This is a genomic window from Sphingomonas sp. Root241, from assembly GCF_001428865.1.
Lineage (GTDB): Bacteria > Pseudomonadota > Alphaproteobacteria > Sphingomonadales > Sphingomonadaceae > Sphingomonas.
In genome coordinates this window covers 70,299-89,354 of record NZ_LMIV01000003.1, presented here as the reverse complement: position 1 = coordinate 89,354, position 19,056 = coordinate 70,299, and the positions used below count along the sequence as shown (strand labels likewise).

Sequence of the window (19,056 nt, the reverse complement as noted above, 5' to 3'; positions counted from 1 at the left end):
GCGGAGCCGCAACCATGGATCAGAATCGCCGGGGCGCGTATCGACCTGCGTCGAGATGAGCGACTTCTGCGCCCAGCGGTTTGCCGAGCAGCAACGCCGCCGCAAGTTTCGCCGCGGCGGGTGCGGTCTGGATGCCGAAGCCTCCCTGTCCCGCGCACCAGAAAAAGCCCTGGACCGCCGGATCGAAGCCGTAGACCGGGAGCCGATCAGGGGCGAAACTGCGCAGGCCCGCCCATTTGTGCTCGAGCGCCGCGACGCGCCAGTCGACGACATGCTCGAAGCGATCGATCGTGATCGCGACATCGAGTTCCTCGGGCGCGGCATCGCATGGATCGCAGGCAGTCTCGTCATGCGGGCTGAGCCACAGCCGCCCGCCTGCCTCGGGCTTGAAGTAGAAGCTGCCGCCGATATGCGCGACGTGCGGGCAATGTTCGGGCGGCGCAGGATCGGTGCGGAGCTGGAGCATCGTGCGGCGATAGGGCTGAATGCCGAGCGGCCTGGCTCCTGCGATCGCCGCAACCGGGTCCGCCCAGGCACCGGCGGCGTTGACGAGGATGTCGGCCTCGAATCGTCCGGTGCGCGTGTCCAGCAACCAACGGCCATTCGCGCGCGTCGCGCCTTCGAGGTTGGCCGAGACGGCGAGTTCGCCTCCGGCGCGACGAACGGCGGCGAGATATGCCCCATGCAGCCCGCCGACATCGATATATTCACAAGTCGGCTCGTATACGCCGAGCGTCCATTCGGGGCGCAGACCTGGAAGCATATCGCGCGGATCGACCGCGCGCAGCTCGACGCCCGAGCCTTCGAACTCCACGAGGAAAGCATCGATTGCCGACCGCTCTTCGGTGCGGCCGATATGGAGCGATCCGAGCGGTTCGAGGAACCCGCCCGCCGCTAGCAGCGGCCCCGACGCCGTGGTGAGCGGCTGGATGTCAGGCCCGCCGTACGTCTCGGACCAGAAGGCTGCCGAACGCCCGGTGGAATGATATCCGGGGCGATCCTCGGCCTCGAGCAGCAGCACGCTGGCATGCGGCGCGACTTCGGCGGCGAGACTCGCGCCGGCGATCCCCGCGCCGACTATGGCGATATCGTAGCGCTTCACCGCGCCGCTGCCCTCGCGTCGAGAAAGGCATCGATCTCGCTTAGCGCACGGTCACGCACGGCCTCGGTTTCCCGGAGGATTTCGTGTGCGCTCTCCTTGCCGAAGGTGATCAGGCGGACATCGGGCAGGCGTGGCGCGATCTTGAGCGCGGATTTGCCGTCGATCAGCCCGTCTTTTTCCGCAACCAGCACCAAGGTCGGCACGCGCATCGCTTCGAGCCGCGGATCGGCGGCGAGTTCGCGCATCGAACGAAACCCCTCGATCACCCAGCGCCAGCTCGGCGGCCCGGTGAGGATTTCCGGATGCTCGGTCTGCCACCAGATCTCGTCGGCATAGCGATCGGGATCGTGCGTGAGCAGCGAGGCGCGGGTCTCGGTGGTGTAGGGCTTCTCGTTCCCCTTCCAGGCGGGCCGTGCAGTGTCGCCGAGGCCTCCGAGGAAGCGCGCGGCGCGCTCGGCGAACGGGCCGAAGATGCCGGGCTTGAAGCCGAGCATCGGCGCTACCAGCACCGCGGCGTCGGGCCGGATCGCGCCTTCCACCAGCGCGCGCAGCACGAGATGCCCCCCCATCGAATGCCCCATCGCCGCTCGCGGGCCCGGATTAGCCGGTTCCCACGCCGCCCAGAAATCCGTCAGGTCGCGGATATAGTCGCCATAATCCTCGATATGACCGCAATTCTTCGCGGGCGTTAGCCGGCCCGAGCCGCCCTGCCCGCGCCAGTCGAACGATGTGACGTTCCAGCCTGCCGCATGCCAGTGCGCGAAGGTTTCGAGATATTTCTCGAAGATGTCCCCGCGGCCGCCCTGGAACAGGATCGAGCCTCGGGTCGCCTGCCCCTCGGCGCGCCAGTCGAACACCCGATGCTTCCAGCCGTCCGGCGCGGCCCAATGATCGATGCGGGCGCCGGCAGGAAGGGCGCGGCGGTCCTTAAGGGAAGTTGCCATGGAGGCTGGTTACGTTTTGATAAGCCATGTCGTCTAGGCCTTAGGCGGGATGGGGGATGTGTTTCTAACCTTGCTGCTGGGCGCGCTCGGCCTGCTTCTGGTCTCAGCCGGGATCGAGGACGCGCGTTCGCGCAACATCGCCAACTGGAAGAACGCGGCGATCGCGTTGCTCGCGCCCGCCTGGTGGTGGGCCAACGGGCTGGCCCTGTGGCCGGACGTCGCCACCCAAATCGGCGTGGCCAGCATCGTCTTCATCTTCTTCATCGGCGCCTTCGCGATCGGACAGATGGGCGGCGGCGACGTCAAGATGCTCGGCGCGCTGGCGCTGTGGCTGCCGGTACAGCCCCTGATCTACATGCTGGTGCTGATGTCGCTGGTCGGCGGTGCGCTGACGATCGTCATGGTCGCCGACCGCTGGACCCAGCTCAGCGGCGGGCTCCGCAAACTGCCGTGGCGCACGATCGCACCCATCCTTGCGGCCGCCGCGGCGGCGGTCGCGCTCGTCTATTCGAGCCGGCTCAGCGTCGCGCGCGCGCTGCTCGGCCAGCCCATCGCAACTGCGATCGTGGCGATGGCGCTCGTCACTGGCCTGGGCGTGCTGCTGCTCGTCGGGGCCCGTGCGGCACGCAAGCGCGGCATCGTCCCGGAGACTCCGTACGGAGTGGCGATCGCCATTTCGGCACTGCTCGTTCTTCGCGAACCGATTCTTAACCAGTTCACGTGATGCTTAACGCCGGAGCAACTCAACCGGCGATGTAATTGAAAAGGCTTGAAGCGAAATGGATGCACGCAAGCTCATTCTGCTCGTAGGCGCACTCGTGGTCGCAGCGATCACGGCGTTCATGGCACGCAACATCCTGATGGGTGCGCCAGCGCCCGTCGCAAATGCCATTCCAGCTGCTGCTCCGCAGAACACCACCGAAGTGATGGTCGCCACGCGCGCGCTTCCGGTGGGCACGATCCTCGACGCCACGTCGGTGAAGTTCGTCGCCTGGCCGAAGGAACTGATCGAAGGCGCCTATTACATCAAAGGCGAGTCCGAGCCCGCCAAGCTGCAGGGCACCGTCGTCCGTTTCGCCATTCCCGCGGGCCAGCCGATCACGCAGGGTGCATTGGTCAAGCCCGGCGATCGCGGCTTCCTCGCCGCTGCGCTCGGGCCCGGCATGCGTGCCGTCACGGTTCCAGTGTCCGCACAAGGTGCCAATGTGTCGGGCTTCGTCTTCCCGGGCGATCGCATCGACCTGGTGCTGACCCAGACGGTCGCCGGCGGCGGTGATGGTCCGCCGCTCAAGGCATCGGAGACGATCCTGCGCAACCTGCGGGTGCTCGCCACCGACCAGAAGACCGACAAGCAGACCGACGACAAGGGTAATACCGTCGTCAACACGTTCTCGACGGTTACCGTCGAGGCGACGCCCAAGATCGCCGAGAAGCTCGCCGTTGCGCAGACCGTCGGTTCGCTCTCGCTGTCGCTGCGATCGATCGCCGATAACCAAAGCGATCTCGAGCAGGCGATCGCCAGCGGTGAGGTCGACGTGCCCACCGATGGCGATCCCAAGAAGGAAAAGGAAATGCTGGCGCGTGTCGCGGCCCGTCCGATGGAAGGTGCTGGCGGCTTCGCCACTGGCGCCGACGTGTCGCGCTTTCAGCGCAGCACGGTCCCCGGCAAGTCCAGCGATCGCAGCGGCGCACAGCCGATGCCCGGCAGTTATCCGGGGGGTGTGCCCGTCAAGAAGGGGCCGGTGGTCAATGTTGCCCGGGGCAACGCTGTGACCGAGATTGAGGTCGGGGGTAAGAACTAGATGCGCAGCAACACACTCCTGAACCGGGCGCTTGGCGCCACGGTGACGGCGGCCCTGGCGATGAGCCTGCCCGCCCAAGTGATGGCCCAGTCGCGCCCACAGGCACGCGTAGGGAATCTTCCGGTCGGCGCACAGCGCCCGACCAGCGAGGTTCTTCTCTCGGTCGGCCAGGGCGAGCTCATCACGCTTCCCGCCAACGTCGCCAACGTATGGACTTCCAATCCGGGGGTGGCCGACGTGTACGTCGCCAACCCGCGCCAGATCCATCTGTTCGGCAAGGAAAACGGCGAGGCGACGATCTTCGCGACCACCGCCAGCGGCACCGTGGTCTATTCGACCAACGTCCGGGTGAGCCAGAACATCACTTCGATCGATCGCATGATGCGGGCGGCGATGCCCGATGCGGACATCAAGGTGACCACCGTCGGGCAGATCGCAGTGCTCACCGGAACGGTCGCGTCTCCGGACGACAGCGAGCAGGCCCAGCGCTTGGTGACTTCGCTGCTCAACCCCGGCATCAACATCTCCGATCCGGCGACGCCGCTCAAGATCGGCGTTATCAATCGCCTCAAGACGGCGACGCCGCTGCAGGTGAACCTTCAGGTGCGCTTCGCCGAAGTGAACCGCAGCTTCGCCAAGAATGTCGGCGTCAATATCGCGACCCGCGACCAGACAGGCGGCTTCACCTTCGGCGTAGCCACCGGGCGCAACCCCGGCGCCTTCACCGCCGGCCAGCTGGCCGGTTTCCCGATCGCGCGCATTCCGACCCCGAACGGCGGCTACATCGAAGGACCCTATGATCCGTCGACCGGCCAGTTCCTCAATCCGCGCGCCACGGACGTGACGAACATCGCCAAGGGCAACGATTTCTCGACCCTCGGATTGGCGGGCAAGCTGTTCGGCATGGACGTGCTCTCCGCAATCGACATGGGCGAGACGATGGGCCAGGTGACCGTGCTGGCCACGCCGAACCTGACGGCGCTCTCGGGCGAGACCGCGACCTTCCTGGCCGGCGGCGAAATCCCTATTCCGATCGCCCAGGCGCTCGGCGCGGTGTCGATCGAATTCAAGCAATATGGCGTGAGCCTGGCCTTCACGCCAACCGTGCTGGCAGATGGCCGTATCTCGCTTCGCGTCCGTCCGGAAGTTTCGCAGCTTTCGTCGTCCGGCGCCGTTCAGTTCAACGGCACCATCATCCCTGCGCTGAGCACGCGCCGCAGCGAGACCACGGTCGAGCTGGGTTCGGGCGAAAGCATGGTGATCGGCGGCCTGCTGCAGAACACCCACAACAACTCGATCAGCAAGATTCCCGGATTGGGCGACGTCCCCATCCTGGGAACATTGTTCCGCTCGAACGGCTTCCAGCGCAACGAGACCGAGCTGATGATCGTCATCACGCCGTATCTGGTGAAGCCGGTCAACGCGAACCAGATCGTGCTGCCGACCGACGGTTATCGCGCACCCAACGATTTTCAACGGATCTTCGGCGGCCAGCTGAGCGCCGGCGACACCGGCGGCGACCGGCCCAAGCCGACCATGGCGCCCAGCAGTGCGACGCCGGCGGTCGGAGCGTTCGCGCCGGGGCCGGCGATGCCCGTCCCCGCCAATCCGGTCAGGCAGCCTCCCAAGGCTGCGCCCGCCCCGTCCAAGCCGAAAAAGGGTGGCTCCGCTGTCCCCGGCTTCGGCTTCTGATGTCCTGAGGAGATCGCAATGTTGTCGCGCTTCACTCCCCTCCTCCTGGCTCCGATCGCGCTGCTCAGCGCGTGCGGGACCTATAATGGCGGCGTCGACTCGGTGTATCAGCCGGTGGTCGAACGAAACGATTACGTCTTCGACGTCCAGACCGCGGGCAACGGGCTTGCACGCGGCGAAGGTCAGCGGCTCGCAGGCTGGCTTCAGTCGATGGGGCTTCGCTACGGCGATCGCGTAGCGATCGACGACGGTGGGAACGGCACCAGCGCGCGTGACGAGATCGCGGCGCAGGCAAACCAATACGGCCTGATCCTGTCGGATCAGGCACCGGTCACGGTCGGGCAGATCGCCCCGGGTACCGTGCGCGTGGTGGTCACGCGGATGACCGCCAGCGTTCCCAACTGCCCCGATTATTCGCGCGTCTATGCGCCTGACTTCTCGGCGAGCACCAGCTCCAACTACGGCTGCGCAACCAACAGCAATCTTGCCGCGATGGTCGCCGATCCCGGCGATCTGGTCCGTGGCGCCTCCGGTTCGCCGGTCAGCGATCAGATGACCGGCAACAAGGCGATCAATGCATTACGTGGCGCCAAGCCCTCGGGCAGCGGCGGCACCGTGAAGACCGACGGAGGCACCAAGTGAACGCGCCCTTCAATCCCTCGCGTACCGGCCATCGCGAGCCGTTCGTCGCCTTCGTCTGCGACGAGGCGACGGCCGAGGCGCTGCGCCCGATCGCGGTCGAGCTCGGCTGGTCGCCCGAAAAGGTCAACAAGGGCGGGCTGCGCAACGCCGTACAGACCCTGTCGGTCTCGGCGAGCCCGAACGTGCTGTTCGTCGACCTTTCCGAATCGGGCGATCCGCTCAACGACATCAACGCTCTCGCCGAAGTGTGCGAGCCCGGCACGATCGTCATCGCATCGGGACAGGTCAACGACGTGCGCCTGTATCGTGACCTCGTCGCGAGCGGGATCCATGACTATCTGCTCAAGCCGCTCAACCCGGACGCACTGCGCGACACCTTTTCCCAAGCGCAGGCCGCGCTCAACGCGCCCAAGCTCGCCGAGCCGGGCAGCGACGTGCCGCATTGCGCGGTGGCGGTGATCGGCACGCGCGGCGGTTGCGGCGCATCGACGATCGCGACTTCGCTGGCGTGGCTGCTGAGCGACAAGCACAGGCGCACGACCGCGTTGCTGGACCTCGACGTGCATTTCGGCACCGGGGCGCTCGCGCTCGATCTCGAGCCCGGCCGCGGCCTGACCGATGCGATCGAGAATCCGAGCCGCATCGACGGCCTGTTCATCGAGCGCGCGATGGTGAAGGCCTCGGATCGGCTCGCCGTGCTCTCGGCCGAGGCGCCGATCAACGCCCCGGTTCTGACCGACGGCGCCGCATTCTATCAGCTGCAGGAAGAGATGCGCGGGGCGTATGAATGCACCGTGGTCGATCTGCCGCGCAACATGCTGGTCAACCATCCGCATCTGATCACCGACGTGCAGGTTGCGGTACTCGTCACCGAGCTCACGCTCGCCGCCGCGCGCGACGCGATCCGCATCCTCAGCTGGTTCAAGTCGAACGCGCCGCAGACCCAGGTCATCGTCGTCGCCAACAAGGTCCAGCCGCAGGCGGTGCTCGAGATCAGCCGCAAGGACTTCGAAGGCTCGATCGAGCGCAAGATCGACGTGCTGATCCCGTTCGAGCAGAAATTCGCGGCCCAGGCCGCCAAGCTCGGCAAACCGCTCGCCGAAGCGGGCAAATCGGCCAAGTCGCTGGCACCGCTGGCGGACCTCGCAACGCGGATCACCGTCATCACCGATTCCGGCGAGCGTGACGACAAGGCCACGCCCGCCAAGGGATCGAAGGGCAGCTCCTTGTTCGACAAGATCAAGGTCAAGATGCCGTCAAAGGCAAAGAAGTAACCAATCCGCGCCTAGGCTGCGCGGGTTAACGGGTTCGGAGGCACGTCGGCGTGGAACTGCTGCCGGTTTTGATGCTTGGTGGGGGCACCTTCATGGTGCTCTCGCTGATGGTGCTCGCTTTTTCCGGGCCGAACGCCGCGCGCGCAAGTGCGCGGCGCCTGACCGGAGTGCGCGAGCGCCATTCGGGCAGCGCCGGCGCAGCGGCGATGGAAGCGCAGATCCGACGCGTTACCGCCAGGAGCGCAACGGGGATGGACCTCGCCGCCTCGCGTTTCCTGCCCAATCCTGCCTTGCTCCAGAAGCGGCTCAACATGACCGGCAAGAGCTGGACGCTGAGCCAGTACGGCATGATCACGCTGGGGCTGATCATCGTGCCCGGCGCGCTGCTCTATCTCAACGGCGCGCCGATCTGGCTGGCGCTGTTCCTCTCGCTGTTCCTTGGCATCGGCCTGCCGCACAAGGTGGTAAGCTTCTTCATCAAGCGCCGCATCACCAAGTTCACAGCGAAATTCCCCGACGCGATCGAACTGCTCGTGCGCGGCCTGCGCTCGGGTCTTCCGATCACCGAAACGATGGGTGTCGTGGGCCAGGAAGTCGCCGGCCCGGTCGGCGAGGAGTTCCGCTCGGTGTCCGACAAGATGAAGATCGGCCGCACCCTCGACGCCGCGCTGCAGGAAACCGCGGACCGGCTCGGCACGCCTGAATTCCAATTCTTCACCATCACTATCGCGATCCAGCGCGAGACGGGCGGCAACCTTGCCGAGACATTGGGCAACCTGGCCGACGTGCTGCGCAAGCGCGCGCAGATGAAGCTCAAGATCAAGGCGATGTCGTCGGAATCCAAGGCTTCGGCGCTGATCGTCGGATCCCTGCCGTTCATCGTGTTCACCATGGTGTGGTTCATCAACAACAACTACATGGCCAACTTCTTCAAGGATGAGCGCCTGATGATCGCCGGCGGCGGTGGGCTCATCTGGATGGCGCTGGGCGCCTTCATCATGGCCAAGATGGTCAATTTCGAGATCTGATGATGACAACGCCCACCGGCCCCACTTTGCTCGGCGTCGACGTCCTCTGGGTCGCGACCCTCCTGAGTGCCGTCGCCGCCTCCGCGGTCTTCTTCGCGATCTACACCGCCACCACGGTGCGCGATCCGATGGCGAAGCGCGTCAAGGCGCTCAACGACCGGCGCGAACAGCTCAAGGCAGGCATCACCGCCTCGACGTCCAAGCGCCGCGCCAAGCTGGTCCAGAAGAACGAGACGACCGACCGGATTCGCTCGCTGCTGTCTTCGATGAAGGTGCTGCAGGAGAGCCAGATCCAGGTCGCGCAAACCAAGCTGCTCCAGGCCGGCATCCGCCGCAAGGAATGGGCGGTCGCCGTGATCTTCGGCCGACTGGTCCTGCCGATCGTGATCGGCGGGCCGATCCTGTACATGGTCTACGGCACCGACATGTTCCTCGATTGGAGCGCCTTCAAGAAATATGGCCTCGTCGCGGTCAGCTTCATCCTGAGCTACAAGGCGCCGGACATCTATCTGAAAAACAAGATCACCAAGCGCAGCCACGCGATCCGCAAGGGGCTTCCCGACGCGCTCGACCTGCTGGTGATCTGCGCCGAGGCGGGCCTCACCGTCGACGCCGCCTTCGCCCGCGTCTCAAAGGAACTCGGCAAGGCCTATCCCGAGCTCGGCGAGGAATTCTCGCTGACCGCGATCGAGCTGGGCTTCCTCACCGATCGCCGCATGGCGTTCGAGAATCTTGCCAACCGCATCGATCTCGATGCGATCCGCGGCGTGGTCACGACCATGATCCAGACCGAGAAATACGGCACCCCGCTCGCTTCGGCGCTGCGCGTCCTCTCGAGCGAATTCCGCAACGAGCGCATGATGCGCGCCGAGGAAAAGGCCGCGCGCCTGCCCGCGATCATGACGGTGCCGCTGATCCTGTTCATCCTGCCGGTGCTGTTCATTGTGATCCTCGGCCCTGCGGCCTGCTCGATCAACGACGCCCTGATGCACTAATTCCCGTTTCGATCGTTACGGTGGCATAGACGTTGCGGACGAGTCAGCCCGCGCGCGGGGCCATGAGGAGATCGAGCGATGCAGGGATTGCCTTTCGACACCGTCACGCAGTTCATCGCCTTGGGCATCACGCTGCTGGCCGGATTCTTCTTCGGCCTCGCCGCGCGCTCGGGCCGCAGCAAGTGGCGCGAGCGCTATCAGGACGAAGAGCTGCGCCACCGCACCTATCGCGACGAGACCGGCGCCGAACTGCGCGAGGCACAGCGGCGCTTACGCGAGTTGGAGGCGGAGAATGCCCGCCTGCGCGCGGTAACCCCCGTAACGCCGACCGGGCCGGTGGACCCTTACTGAAATCCCGCAGAGCTCCGGCGAAGGCCGGAGCATGGGAGGATTATCAGGCCTTGAGGGCCGCCTGGGCGGCTGCCAGGCGGGCTATAGGCACGCGGTAGGGGGAGGCGGAGACATAATCGAGGCTGGTCGCCTCACAAAACGCGATCGAGGCGGGATCGCCGCCATGTTCGCCGCAGATTCCGAGCTTGATCCCGGGCCGCGTCGCCCTGCCCCGTTCGGCCGCGAGCGCGATCAGCTCGCCCACGCCCTCGACGTCGAGACTGACGAACGGATCGCGGGCATAGATGCCCTTCTCGACATAGGTGGTCAGGAAACGCGCGGCATCGTCGCGGCTCACGCCCAAAGTGGTCTGGGTCAGATCGTTGGTGCCGAAGCTGAAGAATTCGCCGATTTCGGCAATCTCGCCCGCACGCAGCGCAGCGCGGGGCAGCTCGATCATCGTGCCGACGAGGTACTCGATACGACGGCCCTTCTCGGCGAACACGGCCTCGGCGGCCTTGTCGACGACGATCTTCATCAGCTCGAGCTCGCGCCGCGTGGCGACCAAAGGAATCATCACTTCGGGGATCGGCGCCGCGCCCGATTTCTCCGCGACCAGCACCGCCGCCTCGAAGATCGCGCGCGCCTGCATCTCGTAGATCTCGGGATAGGTCACCCCGAGGCGGCAACCGCGATGGCCGAGCATCGGATTGAACTCGTGGAGCTCGGCAGCGCGGCGACGCAGCGTCTCGACGTCGATGTCGGCGGCCTTGGCGACTTCCTCGAACTCGGCTTCCTCATGGGGCAGGAATTCGTGGAGCGGCGGATCGAGCAGGCGGATCGTGCAGGGCAGCCCCGCCATCACTTCGAAGATCTCGACGAAATCGCTGCGCTGCTCGGGCAGCAATTTGTCGAGCGCCGCGCGGCGCCCCTTCTCGTCCGAGGCGAGGATCATCTGGCGCACCGCAGTGATCCGCGAGCCTTCGAAGAACATATGCTCGGTGCGGCACAAACCGATGCCCTCGGCACCGAACTCGCGCGCGGTGCGGCAATCGAGCGGCGTCTCCGCATTGGCGCGGACCTTGAGCCGGCGCTTGGTATCGGCCCAGACCATCAACGTGCCGAAATCGCCCGACAGCTCGGGCTGGACGGTCGGCACCGCGCCGAACATCACTTCGCCGGTGGCGCCGTCGATCGTGATCGTGTCGCCCTCGCGCACTTCGCGCCCGCCGACGCGGAACAATTTCTCCTTGGCGACGATCGCCAGCGTCCCCGCGCCCGAAACGCAGGGCCGCCCCATGCCGCGCGCAACCACCGCAGCGTGGCTGGTCATCCCGCCGCGCGCCGTGAGGATGCCCTTGGCCGCATGCATGCCGTGAATGTCCTCGGGCGAAGTCTCGACGCGGACGAGGATCACCGAATCGCCCGCGGCGGCGCGCTTCTCGGCGGTGTCGCTGTCGAACACGGCGAAGCCCGAAGCGGCGCCCGGCGAGGCCGGCAGGCCCTTGGTCAGCACGTCGCGCGTGGCATTGGGATCGAGCGTCGGGTGGAGCAATTGATCGAGCGCCATCGGATCGACGCGCAGGATCGCCTCTTCCTGCGTGATCAGGCCTTCGTTCGCCATGTCGACTGCGATCTTGAGTGCCGCCTTCGCGGTGCGCTTGCCGCTGCGCGTCTGGAGCATCCAGAGCTTGCCGCGCTCGACGGTGAACTCGATGTCCTGCATGTCGCGATAATGGGTCTCGAGCGTCTCGAAGACGCCGGCGAGCTGGGCGTAGACCTCGGGCATCGCTTCTTCCATCGACAGCGGCTTGGCCCCTGCCGCCTCGCGCGCGGCCCGCGTCAGATATTGCGGCGTGCGGATGCCGGCGACCACGTCCTCGCCCTGCGCGTTGATCAGGAACTCGCCATAATAAGCGTTGTCGCCCTTGGCGGGATCGCGGGTGAAGGCGACGCCGGTGGCCGACGTCTCGCCCATATTACCGAACACCATTGCCTGGACGTTGACCGCGGTGCCCCAGTCGCCGGGGATGTCGTTGAGGCGGCGATAGACCTTGGCGCGCTCGGACTGCCACGATCCGAACACCGCGCCGATCGCGCCCCAGAGCTGGTCGTGCACGTCCTGCGGGAAGGGCTTGCTCCAGAGTTCCTCAACGATGGCCTTGTATTCGGCGACGAGCTTCTGCCAGTCCTTGGCGCTCAGCTCGGTATCGAGGCTGAAGCCGTTATCTTCCTTGGCGATCTCCAGCGCTTCCTCGAAGCGGCCGTGATCGAGCCCGAGGACGACATCCGAATACATCTGGATGAAGCGGCGATAGCTGTCCCAGGCGAAGCGATCGTCGCCCGAAGTGGCGGCGAGGCCCTGCACGGTCGCGTCGTTGAGGCCGAGATTGAGGACGGTGTCCATCATGCCGGGCATCGACACGCGGGCGCCCGAGCGGACGGAGACGAGCAAGGGATCGGCGGGGTCGCCGAACTTCTTGGCCGTCACGCCCTCGATATGAGTGATGCCGGTGGCGACTTCGGCCTTGAGGCTGTCCGGAAAGGACTCGCCGGAATCGTAATAGAGTGCGCAGACGGGGGTGCTGATCGTGAAGCCGGGGGGGACAGGCAAGCCGATTGAGGCCATGCCGTCGAGATTGGCGCCCTTGCCCCCGAGCAGGTTCTTGTCGCCGTTGCCGCCGTCCGAAACCCCACCGCCGAAGCGGTATACGTACTGCGTCATCCCTGATCCTTATGCTGGAGGCGCCGCCCCGGGACGGGAGGCGCCTACCGCGACTGCGAACAAGGCGGAAGCTCTGATTGCGTTGTCAGGTTCCAGACGCGCGGCGGATGGCCAAAGGTTCGTAAAGACTAGCCAAAATCGTGCCGTTCCGTCTGCGCAATAAGTCGGATAAATCAGCCTTCGATCTTCGAGAAATCGGCGACTTTGTGCACTGCATCACGCATCCGCGCGAGCAGGTTGAGCCGGTTTTCCCGCTTTGCCGGGTCGGAATCGTTGACCGTGACCTTGTCGAAGAAGGCGTCGATCGGGGCGCGGAGCGTGGCGAGTGCGGCCATCGCGGCTTCGAAATCCTCGCGCTCGATCGCTGCGCTTGCCTTGGGCTCGGCCGCGGCGAGGGCTGCGACGAGATCCGCTTCCTCGGGTTCCGGCGTGTAGGACAGCGCAAACTCCCTCTCCCCTTCAGGGGAGAGGGCCGGGGAGAGGGGCATATCCTCGGGCGAAAGGCTCGCGGAAGAGTCCCCCTCTCCCCGGCCCTCTCCCCGCAAGCGGAGAGAGGGAGGAGAATAGCCTTCCTTCTTGAGGATGTTCGCCGCGCGCTTGTAGCCGGCGAGGAGGTTCTTGCCGTCCTGCGTGCTGACGAACGCCTGCAGCGCGTGGACGCGGGCGAGCAGGCGGACGAGATCGTCCTCGCCGCCGAGCGCGAACACCGCGTCGATCAGATCGTGGCGGACGCCGGCTTCGCGCCGCTGGACTTTGAGGCGATCGGCGAAGAAGTCTGCAACCTGCGCTTTAGTTCTATCGAACGGCTCCTGCAGAAGACGTTCAGCAAATTCGCGATTCCGGAGATGGTCTCCATAATGTTCAAGAATATCGGCGCGGTCTGAAGGGGAAAGCGGCCCCTCTAATTCCTCCATGGCGGAGATTAATGCTTCGACCTTCTCGCGAGCCAATCGTCCCATCTGCATGGCAGCGACGCGGCCAACCGTATTGGCAACAACGCCGCCAAGAGGAAGTCGCGTGCGGGTATCAAGAACAACGCGAATCACGCCCAATGCTGCACGCCTCAGCGCGTAAGGGTCGCGTGTGCCCGTAGGCGGCATTTCCTCAAAGAAGAACGAGCATATCGTATCCAGCTTGTCCGCCAGCGACACCGCCACCGTCACCGGCGCGGTCGGGACGTCGTCCCCCTGCCCGACCGGCTTGTAGTGATCGCGGATCGCTTCTGCGACTTGCGGGTCCTCGCCCTGCGCGGCGGCGTAATAGCCGCCCATCAGGCCCTGGAGCTCGGGGAACTCGCCGACCATTCCGGTGACGAGATCGGCCTTGGCGAGGCGCGCGGCGCGTTCGGCGAGGTCTGCCAAATTAAGCCCCTCCCCTTCAGGGGAGGGGTTGGGGTGGGGCCTGTCCTCGGGCGAAGGGTCTCGGTGAGACGGCGAGGCCCCACCCCCAACCCCTCCCCTGAAGGGGAGGGGCTTTTCTGTGACGATGCCCTCTTCCACCAGCCAGCGCGCGAGCTTCGCCACGCGATCCACCTTGTCCGCCACTGTGCCCAATTTCTCGTGGAAGACGATCTTCTCGAGCTTCTTCGCCTGCTCCTCGAGCGGCACCTTCAAGTCGGTATCGTAGAAGAACCGCGCATCGCTCAGACGCGCCGCCAGCACCTTCTGGTTGCCTTCGACGATCTTCGCGCCGCCGTCGCTCGCGTCAATGTTCGCGGTGCAGACGAAGGCGTTGGCGAGCTTGCCGTCGGCGTCGCGGCAGACGAAGTATTTCTGGTTTACGCGCGCGGTGAGCTGGATCACTTCGGGCGGGACCGAGAGGAATTCGGGATCGAAACGGCCGAGCAACGGCACCGGCCATTCGGTGAGCCCGGCATTTTCGAACAGCAGCCCTTCGTCCTCGACCAGCGTGAGGCCCGCTTTCCGTGCGGCCATCGTGGCGCCGACCGCGATGATCGCGCGGCGTTCGGCGCCGTCGACCACGACGTGGCAGGCGCGCAATTTCTCGACATAGTCGTTTGCCGACCCGATCGTGATCACGCCGGGATGGTGGAAGCGATGGCCGACGGTCTGCGTGCCGCTCTTGATCCCCGCGATCTCGACCGGGACCAGCTTGTCGCCGAGCAAGGCGATGATGCCCTGCAGCGGGCGCACCCAGCGCAGGCTCTCGGTCGATTGCGACGCCGCGCCCCAGCGCATTGACTTGGGCCAGGGGAAAGCGTGGATGACATGGCTGATCGCGCTGGCGAGCACCGGGCCCGCGACCATGCCCGGCCGCTCGATCACGGCGAACAGAATTTGCCCGCCCTTGCCGTCGTCGCGCGCGACGAGCTGCTCGCGGGTGAGCCCGGTCGAGCGGAGAAAGCCCTGGATCGCGGCGTCGGGCGCGTCGGCGCGGGGACCCTTGCGCTCCTCGGTCATCGCCGCGGTGGTTTCGGCGACACCGCGGACGATCAGTGCGAGGCGGCGCGGGGTGGCGTAGCTCTCGATGGCCTCGAACGGCAGGTTGAGCGCCTTGAGCCGCGCTTCGAACAGCGACGCCAGATCGGCACGCGCCTTTTCCTGCATCCGCGCGGGGATTTCCTCGCAGCGCAGTTCGAGAAGGAAGTCTTCGGTCATAGTTGTTCACGCGAAGGCGCTGAGGCGCCAAAGAAGAAAGATTGGTTCACGCAAAGGCGCAAAGGCGCCAAGAGTGCACGCTTTACGACGCCGTCAGCCGCCTTAATGATCGCATGCGACCTCGCACGGGCGTGATTTGGGAAGCCGCTGACGCGGCGGAGGCCACGCTTCGCGCCTTTGCGCCTTTGCGTGAACAAATTCTTCTTCGTCTGGCGGCTTGGTATGATCATCACGCCGCCCACCCGTTCTTCGCCATCCACGCTTCGCACGAGCCCTTCGCCAGATCGCGGACGCGGCCGATATAGGCCTGGCGTTCGGCGACCGAGATCACGCCGCGGGCGTTGAGCAGGTTGAAGACGTGGCTCGCCTCGATCGCCTGTTCGTACGCGGGGATCGGCAGCTCGGCCTTCAGGCAGTTCTCGCATTCGGCGACGGCCTTGCGGAACAGATCGAACAGCGCCTCGGTGTCGGCGATCTCGAAGTTCCACTTCGACATCTGCTTCTCGTTCTCGAGAAACACGTCGCCATAGCTGACGCCCGCGTCGTTGAAGGCGAGGTCGTACACGCTGTCCTTGTTCTGGATGTACATGGCGAGGCGCTCGAGCCCGTAGGTGAGTTCGCCCGCCACCGGCTTGCAATCGAAGCCGCCCATCTGCTGGAAATAAGTGAACTGGGTGACTTCCATCCCGTCGCACCAGACTTCCCAGCCGAGGCCCCAGGCACCGAGCGTGGGCGATTCCCAATCGTCCTCGACGAAGCGGATGTCGTGCTTCGTGAAGTCGATCCCGATCGCGGCGAGGCTGCCCAGATAGAGCTCCTGCAGATCGGGCGGGCTCGGCTTCAGGATCACCTGGTACTGGTAGTAATGCTGCAGCCGGTTCGGGTTCTCGCCATAGCGACCGTCGGTCGGGCGGCGGCAGGGCTGGACGAAGGCCGCGTTCCACGGATCGGGGCCGAGCGCCTTGAGCGTCGTCGCCGGATGGAAGGTGCCGGCGCCCATGCGCATGTCGTAGGGCTGGAGGATCACGCAGCCCCGCTCGCTCCAGTAATCGTGGAGCTTCAGGATCATGCGCTGGAAGCTTAGGGGTTCGGACATATGCGCGGTGCTTTGGCGTGGTGCGCCCACGTTGACAAGGATGCAGTGATCGCCTCCTGTCGCGCGATGTTTCGGAAATGGCTGATCGGAGCGGCGCTGCTGGCGCTGGGCGGGTGCGAGGCGAAGGGGCCGGAGAAGCCGGCGAACCACGCCGATCCTGCCTTGTGGGTGGTCAGGGACGCCGACACGACGATCTATCTGTTCGGCACGGTGCACATGCTCAAGCCCGGGCTGAGCTGGTTCGACGAGGGCGTGAAGTCCGCGTTCGACGCCAGCAACGAACTCGTGCTCGAGCTGGTGATGCCGGAGCAGCCCGAGATGCAGGCGCTGGTCAGCGAGCTGGGGATGTCGCCCGCGGGGCCTTCCCTGCCCGACCAGCTTCCGCCCGCCGAGGCGGCGAAGTTCCGGGCCGCGCTGCCCGAGATTGGGCTGGCGCCGGGCGCGCTCGATCGCGCCGAACCGTGGCTGGCGGCGACGATGCTCTCGGCGGCGCCGCTGCGGCAGCTCGGCTATGACGAGAAGGACGGTGCGGAGGCGGTGCTGACCGCGGCGGCGAAGTCGGCGGGCAAGCCCGTCACCGGACTGGAGACCGCGCGCGAGCAGCTCGGCTATTTCGATCGCCTGCCGCTGGCGGCGCAGCGCGCGCTGCTGATCGATACGATCGACGATCTGCCCAAAGCGGGCGAGACGATCGACCGCATGGTCGCATTGTGGAGCGCGGGCGATGCCGACGGGCTGGCGCGGATGATGAACGAGGATCTCGGCCGCGCACCCGAACTGGCCGACGCGCTGCTGGCGAAGCGCAACGCCCGATGGGCGGCGTGGCTGAGCGAGCGGATGAAGCGGCCGGGCGTCGTGTTCGTCGCGGTCGGCGCGGGACATCTCGCCGGACCGGCGGCAGTGCAGGCGGAGCTGGCGAAGCGCGGGCTCAAGGCGGAACGCGTCCGCTACTAAGCCTCGCAGCCGCTCCTCTCTCCGATCACCCCCATTTCCAAAAAAATCACGCATGTGATGCGTGGAGGCTTGACTCTCCCCGTTATTTAACTGATAGGTTATCTAACTAGGAGGTTATATGAGCCCGACACCCGACGCATTGAGCGCGACATTCGCGGCCTTGGCCGATCCGACCCGGCGCGCGATCCTCGCGCGGCTGGCGCGCGGCGAGACTTCGGTGGGCGAACTCGCCCGCCCCTTCGCGATGAGCGGGCCGGCAGTGACCAAGCATCTGAAGGTGCTCGAGCGCGCCGGGCTGATCTCGCGCGGCCGCACGGCGCAGCAACGCCCGGCGAAGCTCGAGCCGGAAGCGCTCAAGGCGGCGAGCGAATGGCTCGATGCCTATCGCCGCTTCTGGGAGGAGAAGTTCGACGACCTCGATTTGTATCTGAAGCGACTGCAGGAAGAAGGAGAGAAGAAATGACTGTGACCGAACCCGGTGTGGGCACTGAAATGACGATCGTCCGCACCTTCGCCGCGCCGCGCGAACTGGTGTTCGACTGCCTGACCAGGGCCGAGCATCTCGCCCGCTGGTGGGGCCCGCGCGAATTCGACGCGCCGGTCTGCGAAACCGACGTGCGCCCGGGCGGCAAGATCCGCATCGATATGCGCGGCCCGGAGCCCTTCGGCACCAACCCGGTCTATGGCGAATTCCTCGAAGTCGACCGCCCGAACCGCATGCGTTTCGTGCTGCGCGCCTTCCAGGAAGACGACGGGAGCTGGGGAATCGAACATGAGGATACCTTCGTGTTCGAGGATGCTCCAGGCGGCGGGACGCTGATGCACATGACCACCCTCGTCACGCAGGTGAGCGAGCGGATGATCCCGGCGCTCAAGGGCATGAAGGAAGGCTGGAGCCAGAGCCTCGACAAGCTCGACGAGTTGCTGCCCGAACTGGTGTGATCGAAATTCCTCCCCGGCACGGGGAGGGGGACCAGCCGCAGGCTGGTGGAGGGGGAGCGCCACAAAGGAATTCGGTGGTGGAGAGCCCCCTCCACCACCGCCTTCGGCGGGGGTCCCCCTCCCCGTGCCGGGGAGGAACTGGTGACCTTGCCTTTGCGCCCCCTTTCGGCTAGAGGCGCGCGCTTGCTGCGACAGGGTCATCCCTGGAGGCCTGTCCGGCATGGGAACTGAAACACTTTAGCGCATTGGAACGACACATGAGCGAATCGCTTACGCTGTCGGCCGAGACGCGCGACCGGGCTGGCAAGGGAGCCTCCCGGGCGCTTCGTCGTGAAGGCCGCGTCCCCGCCGTTATCTACGGCAACAAGGCAGACCCCGTTGGCATCCACGTCAGCGAACGCGAGCTGATGAAGCTGCTGATGACCGGCCACTTCATGAACTCGGTCGTGATGGTCAATGGCGAGCGCACCTTGCCCAAGGACGTCGCCTTCGACGTCGTGAGCGATCGTCCGATCCATGTCGATTTCCTGCGCATCTCCGAGCATGCCAGCGTGCACGTCAACGTGCCGATCGTGTTCACCGACGAGGAAGAAGCGCCCGGCATCAAGCGCGGCGGCGTGCTCAACGTCGTCCGTCACGAGCTGGAGCTGGTGTGCGACGCGGCCGAGATCCCCGACCAGATCGAGATCTCGCTCAAGGGCGTCGAAGTCGGCGATTCGATCCACATCTCGGCGGTGACCCTGCCCAAGGGCGCGACCTCGGCGATCACCGACCGCGACTTCACCATCGCGACCGTGGTGGCCCCGTCGGCGCTCAAGTCGAGCGAAGGCGACACCGAGACCGCAACCGAAGAAGCTGCGGCCGAGGGCGAAGGCGAGTAATCGCCCAAGCGAACTTCGCAGTTCAAAAAAT

General features: G+C 65.7%; 17 protein-coding genes. 12 read left to right on the top strand and 5 right to left on the bottom strand.

The features are described 5' to 3' along the window. Positions 1–19: 19 nt before the first annotated feature. Entirely contained in the window at positions 20–1,102 is a 1,083-nt protein-coding gene (locus ASE13_RS15735) for an NAD(P)/FAD-dependent oxidoreductase (RefSeq protein WP_056618156.1), read from the bottom strand. Further along, a complete protein-coding gene (locus ASE13_RS15730; protein ID WP_056618153.1) occupies positions 1,099–2,046 on the bottom strand; it encodes an alpha/beta fold hydrolase in 948 nt (315 codons plus the stop codon). Before ASE13_RS15730 ends, ASE13_RS15735 begins: the two co-directional genes overlap by 4 nt. A gap of 58 nt (positions 2,047–2,104) precedes the next feature. Here ASE13_RS15730 and ASE13_RS20425 point away from each other — a divergent pair, with 58 nt between their 5' ends. The 8 genes from ASE13_RS20425 (at position 2,105) to ASE13_RS15690 (ending at position 9,830) form a co-directional block, all read left to right on the top strand. Then, the gene (locus ASE13_RS20425) at positions 2,105–2,770 is read left to right on the top strand and encodes a prepilin peptidase (protein WP_321164353.1); all 666 of its coding nucleotides are present in this window, start codon (positions 2,105–2,107) and stop codon (positions 2,768–2,770) included. A 55-nt stretch (positions 2,771–2,825) separates the two neighbouring features. Further along, positions 2,826–3,848, top strand: coding sequence for a Flp pilus assembly protein CpaB (gene cpaB, locus ASE13_RS15720; RefSeq protein ID WP_056618150.1), 1,023 nt, complete (start codon positions 2,826–2,828; stop codon positions 3,846–3,848). Next, complete coding sequence (locus ASE13_RS15715; protein ID WP_056618148.1) at positions 3,849–5,540, top strand: type II and III secretion system protein family protein; 1,692 nt, start codon at positions 3,849–3,851, stop codon at positions 5,538–5,540. 18 nt (positions 5,541–5,558) lie between these two features. Further along, a complete protein-coding gene (locus ASE13_RS15710; protein WP_056618145.1) occupies positions 5,559–6,182 on the top strand; it encodes a CpaD family pilus assembly protein in 624 nt (207 codons plus the stop codon). Next, positions 6,179–7,456 carry a pilus assembly protein CpaE gene (locus tag ASE13_RS15705; RefSeq protein ID WP_056618142.1) on the top strand — a complete coding sequence of 426 codons (1,278 nt, stop codon included), beginning with the start codon at positions 6,179–6,181 and terminating at the stop codon, positions 7,454–7,456. The genes ASE13_RS15710 and ASE13_RS15705 overlap by 4 nt, the downstream gene beginning before the upstream one ends. 50 nt (positions 7,457–7,506) lie before the next feature. Further along, the gene (locus ASE13_RS15700) at positions 7,507–8,484 is read left to right on the top strand and encodes a type II secretion system F family protein (RefSeq protein ID WP_056618139.1); all 978 of its coding nucleotides are present in this window, start codon (positions 7,507–7,509) and stop codon (positions 8,482–8,484) included. A gap of 2 nt (positions 8,485–8,486) precedes the next feature. Next, on the top strand, positions 8,487–9,479 hold the full coding sequence (locus ASE13_RS15695; RefSeq protein ID WP_056618136.1) for a type II secretion system F family protein: 993 nt from the start codon (positions 8,487–8,489) through the stop codon (positions 9,477–9,479). Between the two features lie 78 nt (positions 9,480–9,557). Beyond that, positions 9,558–9,830, top strand: a complete 273-nt coding sequence (locus ASE13_RS15690) for a hypothetical protein (protein WP_056618133.1) — start codon at positions 9,558–9,560, stop codon at positions 9,828–9,830. 43 nt (positions 9,831–9,873) lie between these two features. On the opposite strand, the gene ppdK is transcribed toward ASE13_RS15690, so the two are convergent. The 3 genes from ppdK to ASE13_RS15675 form a co-directional block, all read right to left on the bottom strand. Continuing rightward, the gene (gene ppdK, locus ASE13_RS15685; RefSeq protein WP_056618130.1) at positions 9,874–12,534 is read right to left on the bottom strand and encodes a pyruvate, phosphate dikinase; all 2,661 of its coding nucleotides are present in this window, start codon (positions 12,532–12,534) and stop codon (positions 9,874–9,876) included. Positions 12,535–12,707: 173 nt separating this feature from the next. Continuing rightward, positions 12,708–15,152 (bottom strand): glycine--tRNA ligase subunit beta, encoded by a 2,445-nt coding sequence (gene glyS, locus ASE13_RS15680; protein ID WP_056618127.1) that lies wholly within the window; start codon positions 15,150–15,152, stop codon positions 12,708–12,710. 229 nt (positions 15,153–15,381) lie between these two features. After that, on the bottom strand, positions 15,382–16,248 hold the full coding sequence (locus tag ASE13_RS15675) for a glycine--tRNA ligase subunit alpha (RefSeq protein WP_235537012.1): 867 nt from the start codon (positions 16,246–16,248) through the stop codon (positions 15,382–15,384). Between the two features lie 66 nt (positions 16,249–16,314). Between ASE13_RS15675 and ASE13_RS15670 the strand changes: the two genes are divergently transcribed. The 4 genes from ASE13_RS15670 to ASE13_RS15655 all read left to right on the top strand — a co-directional run bounded on the left by ASE13_RS15670 (position 16,315) and on the right by ASE13_RS15655 (position 19,025). Then, a complete protein-coding gene (locus tag ASE13_RS15670; RefSeq protein ID WP_056618121.1) occupies positions 16,315–17,202 on the top strand; it encodes a TraB/GumN family protein in 888 nt (295 codons plus the stop codon). Between the two features lie 118 nt (positions 17,203–17,320). Further along, entirely contained in the window at positions 17,321–17,665 is a 345-nt protein-coding gene (locus ASE13_RS15665; RefSeq protein ID WP_056618118.1) for an ArsR/SmtB family transcription factor, read from the top strand. Further along, positions 17,662–18,144: an SRPBCC domain-containing protein gene (locus ASE13_RS15660; protein ID WP_056618115.1), complete on the top strand. Its 483-nt coding sequence runs from the start codon at positions 17,662–17,664 to the stop codon at positions 18,142–18,144. Before ASE13_RS15665 ends, ASE13_RS15660 begins: the two co-directional genes overlap by 4 nt. Positions 18,145–18,401: 257 nt before the next feature. Beyond that, positions 18,402–19,025, top strand: coding sequence for a 50S ribosomal protein L25/general stress protein Ctc (locus ASE13_RS15655; protein WP_056618112.1), 624 nt, complete (start codon positions 18,402–18,404; stop codon positions 19,023–19,025). Positions 19,026–19,056: the final 31 nt, after the last annotated feature.

What these genes read in the sequence shown, in the direction of transcription:
- ppdK (WP_056618130.1), bottom strand. Translation starts at nt 12,534, where the DNA reads ATGACGCAGTACGTATACCGCTTCGGCGGTGGGGTTTCGGACGGCGGC.
- ASE13_RS15670 (WP_056618121.1), top strand. Translation starts at nt 16,315, where the DNA reads ATGTTTCGGAAATGGCTGATCGGAGCGGCGCTGCTGGCGCTGGGCGGG.
- ASE13_RS15660 (WP_056618115.1), top strand. Translation starts at nt 17,662, where the DNA reads ATGACTGTGACCGAACCCGGTGTGGGCACTGAAATGACGATCGTCCGC.
- ASE13_RS15655 (WP_056618112.1), top strand. Translation starts at nt 18,402, where the DNA reads ATGAGCGAATCGCTTACGCTGTCGGCCGAGACGCGCGACCGGGCTGGC.
- ASE13_RS15665 (WP_056618118.1), top strand. Translation starts at nt 17,321, where the DNA reads ATGAGCCCGACACCCGACGCATTGAGCGCGACATTCGCGGCCTTGGCC.
- ASE13_RS15695 (WP_056618136.1), top strand. Translation starts at nt 8,487, where the DNA reads ATGACAACGCCCACCGGCCCCACTTTGCTCGGCGTCGACGTCCTCTGG.
- ASE13_RS15690 (WP_056618133.1), top strand. Translation starts at nt 9,558, where the DNA reads ATGCAGGGATTGCCTTTCGACACCGTCACGCAGTTCATCGCCTTGGGC.
- ASE13_RS15710 (WP_056618145.1), top strand. Translation starts at nt 5,559, where the DNA reads ATGTTGTCGCGCTTCACTCCCCTCCTCCTGGCTCCGATCGCGCTGCTC.
- ASE13_RS15730 (WP_056618153.1), bottom strand. Translation starts at nt 2,046, where the DNA reads ATGGCAACTTCCCTTAAGGACCGCCGCGCCCTTCCTGCCGGCGCCCGC.
- ASE13_RS15715 (WP_056618148.1), top strand. Translation starts at nt 3,849, where the DNA reads ATGCGCAGCAACACACTCCTGAACCGGGCGCTTGGCGCCACGGTGACG.
- cpaB (WP_056618150.1), top strand. Translation starts at nt 2,826, where the DNA reads ATGGATGCACGCAAGCTCATTCTGCTCGTAGGCGCACTCGTGGTCGCA.
- ASE13_RS15675 (WP_235537012.1), bottom strand. Translation starts at nt 16,248, where the DNA reads ATGTCCGAACCCCTAAGCTTCCAGCGCATGATCCTGAAGCTCCACGAT.
- glyS (WP_056618127.1), bottom strand. Translation starts at nt 15,152, where the DNA reads ATGACCGAAGACTTCCTTCTCGAACTGCGCTGCGAGGAAATCCCCGCG.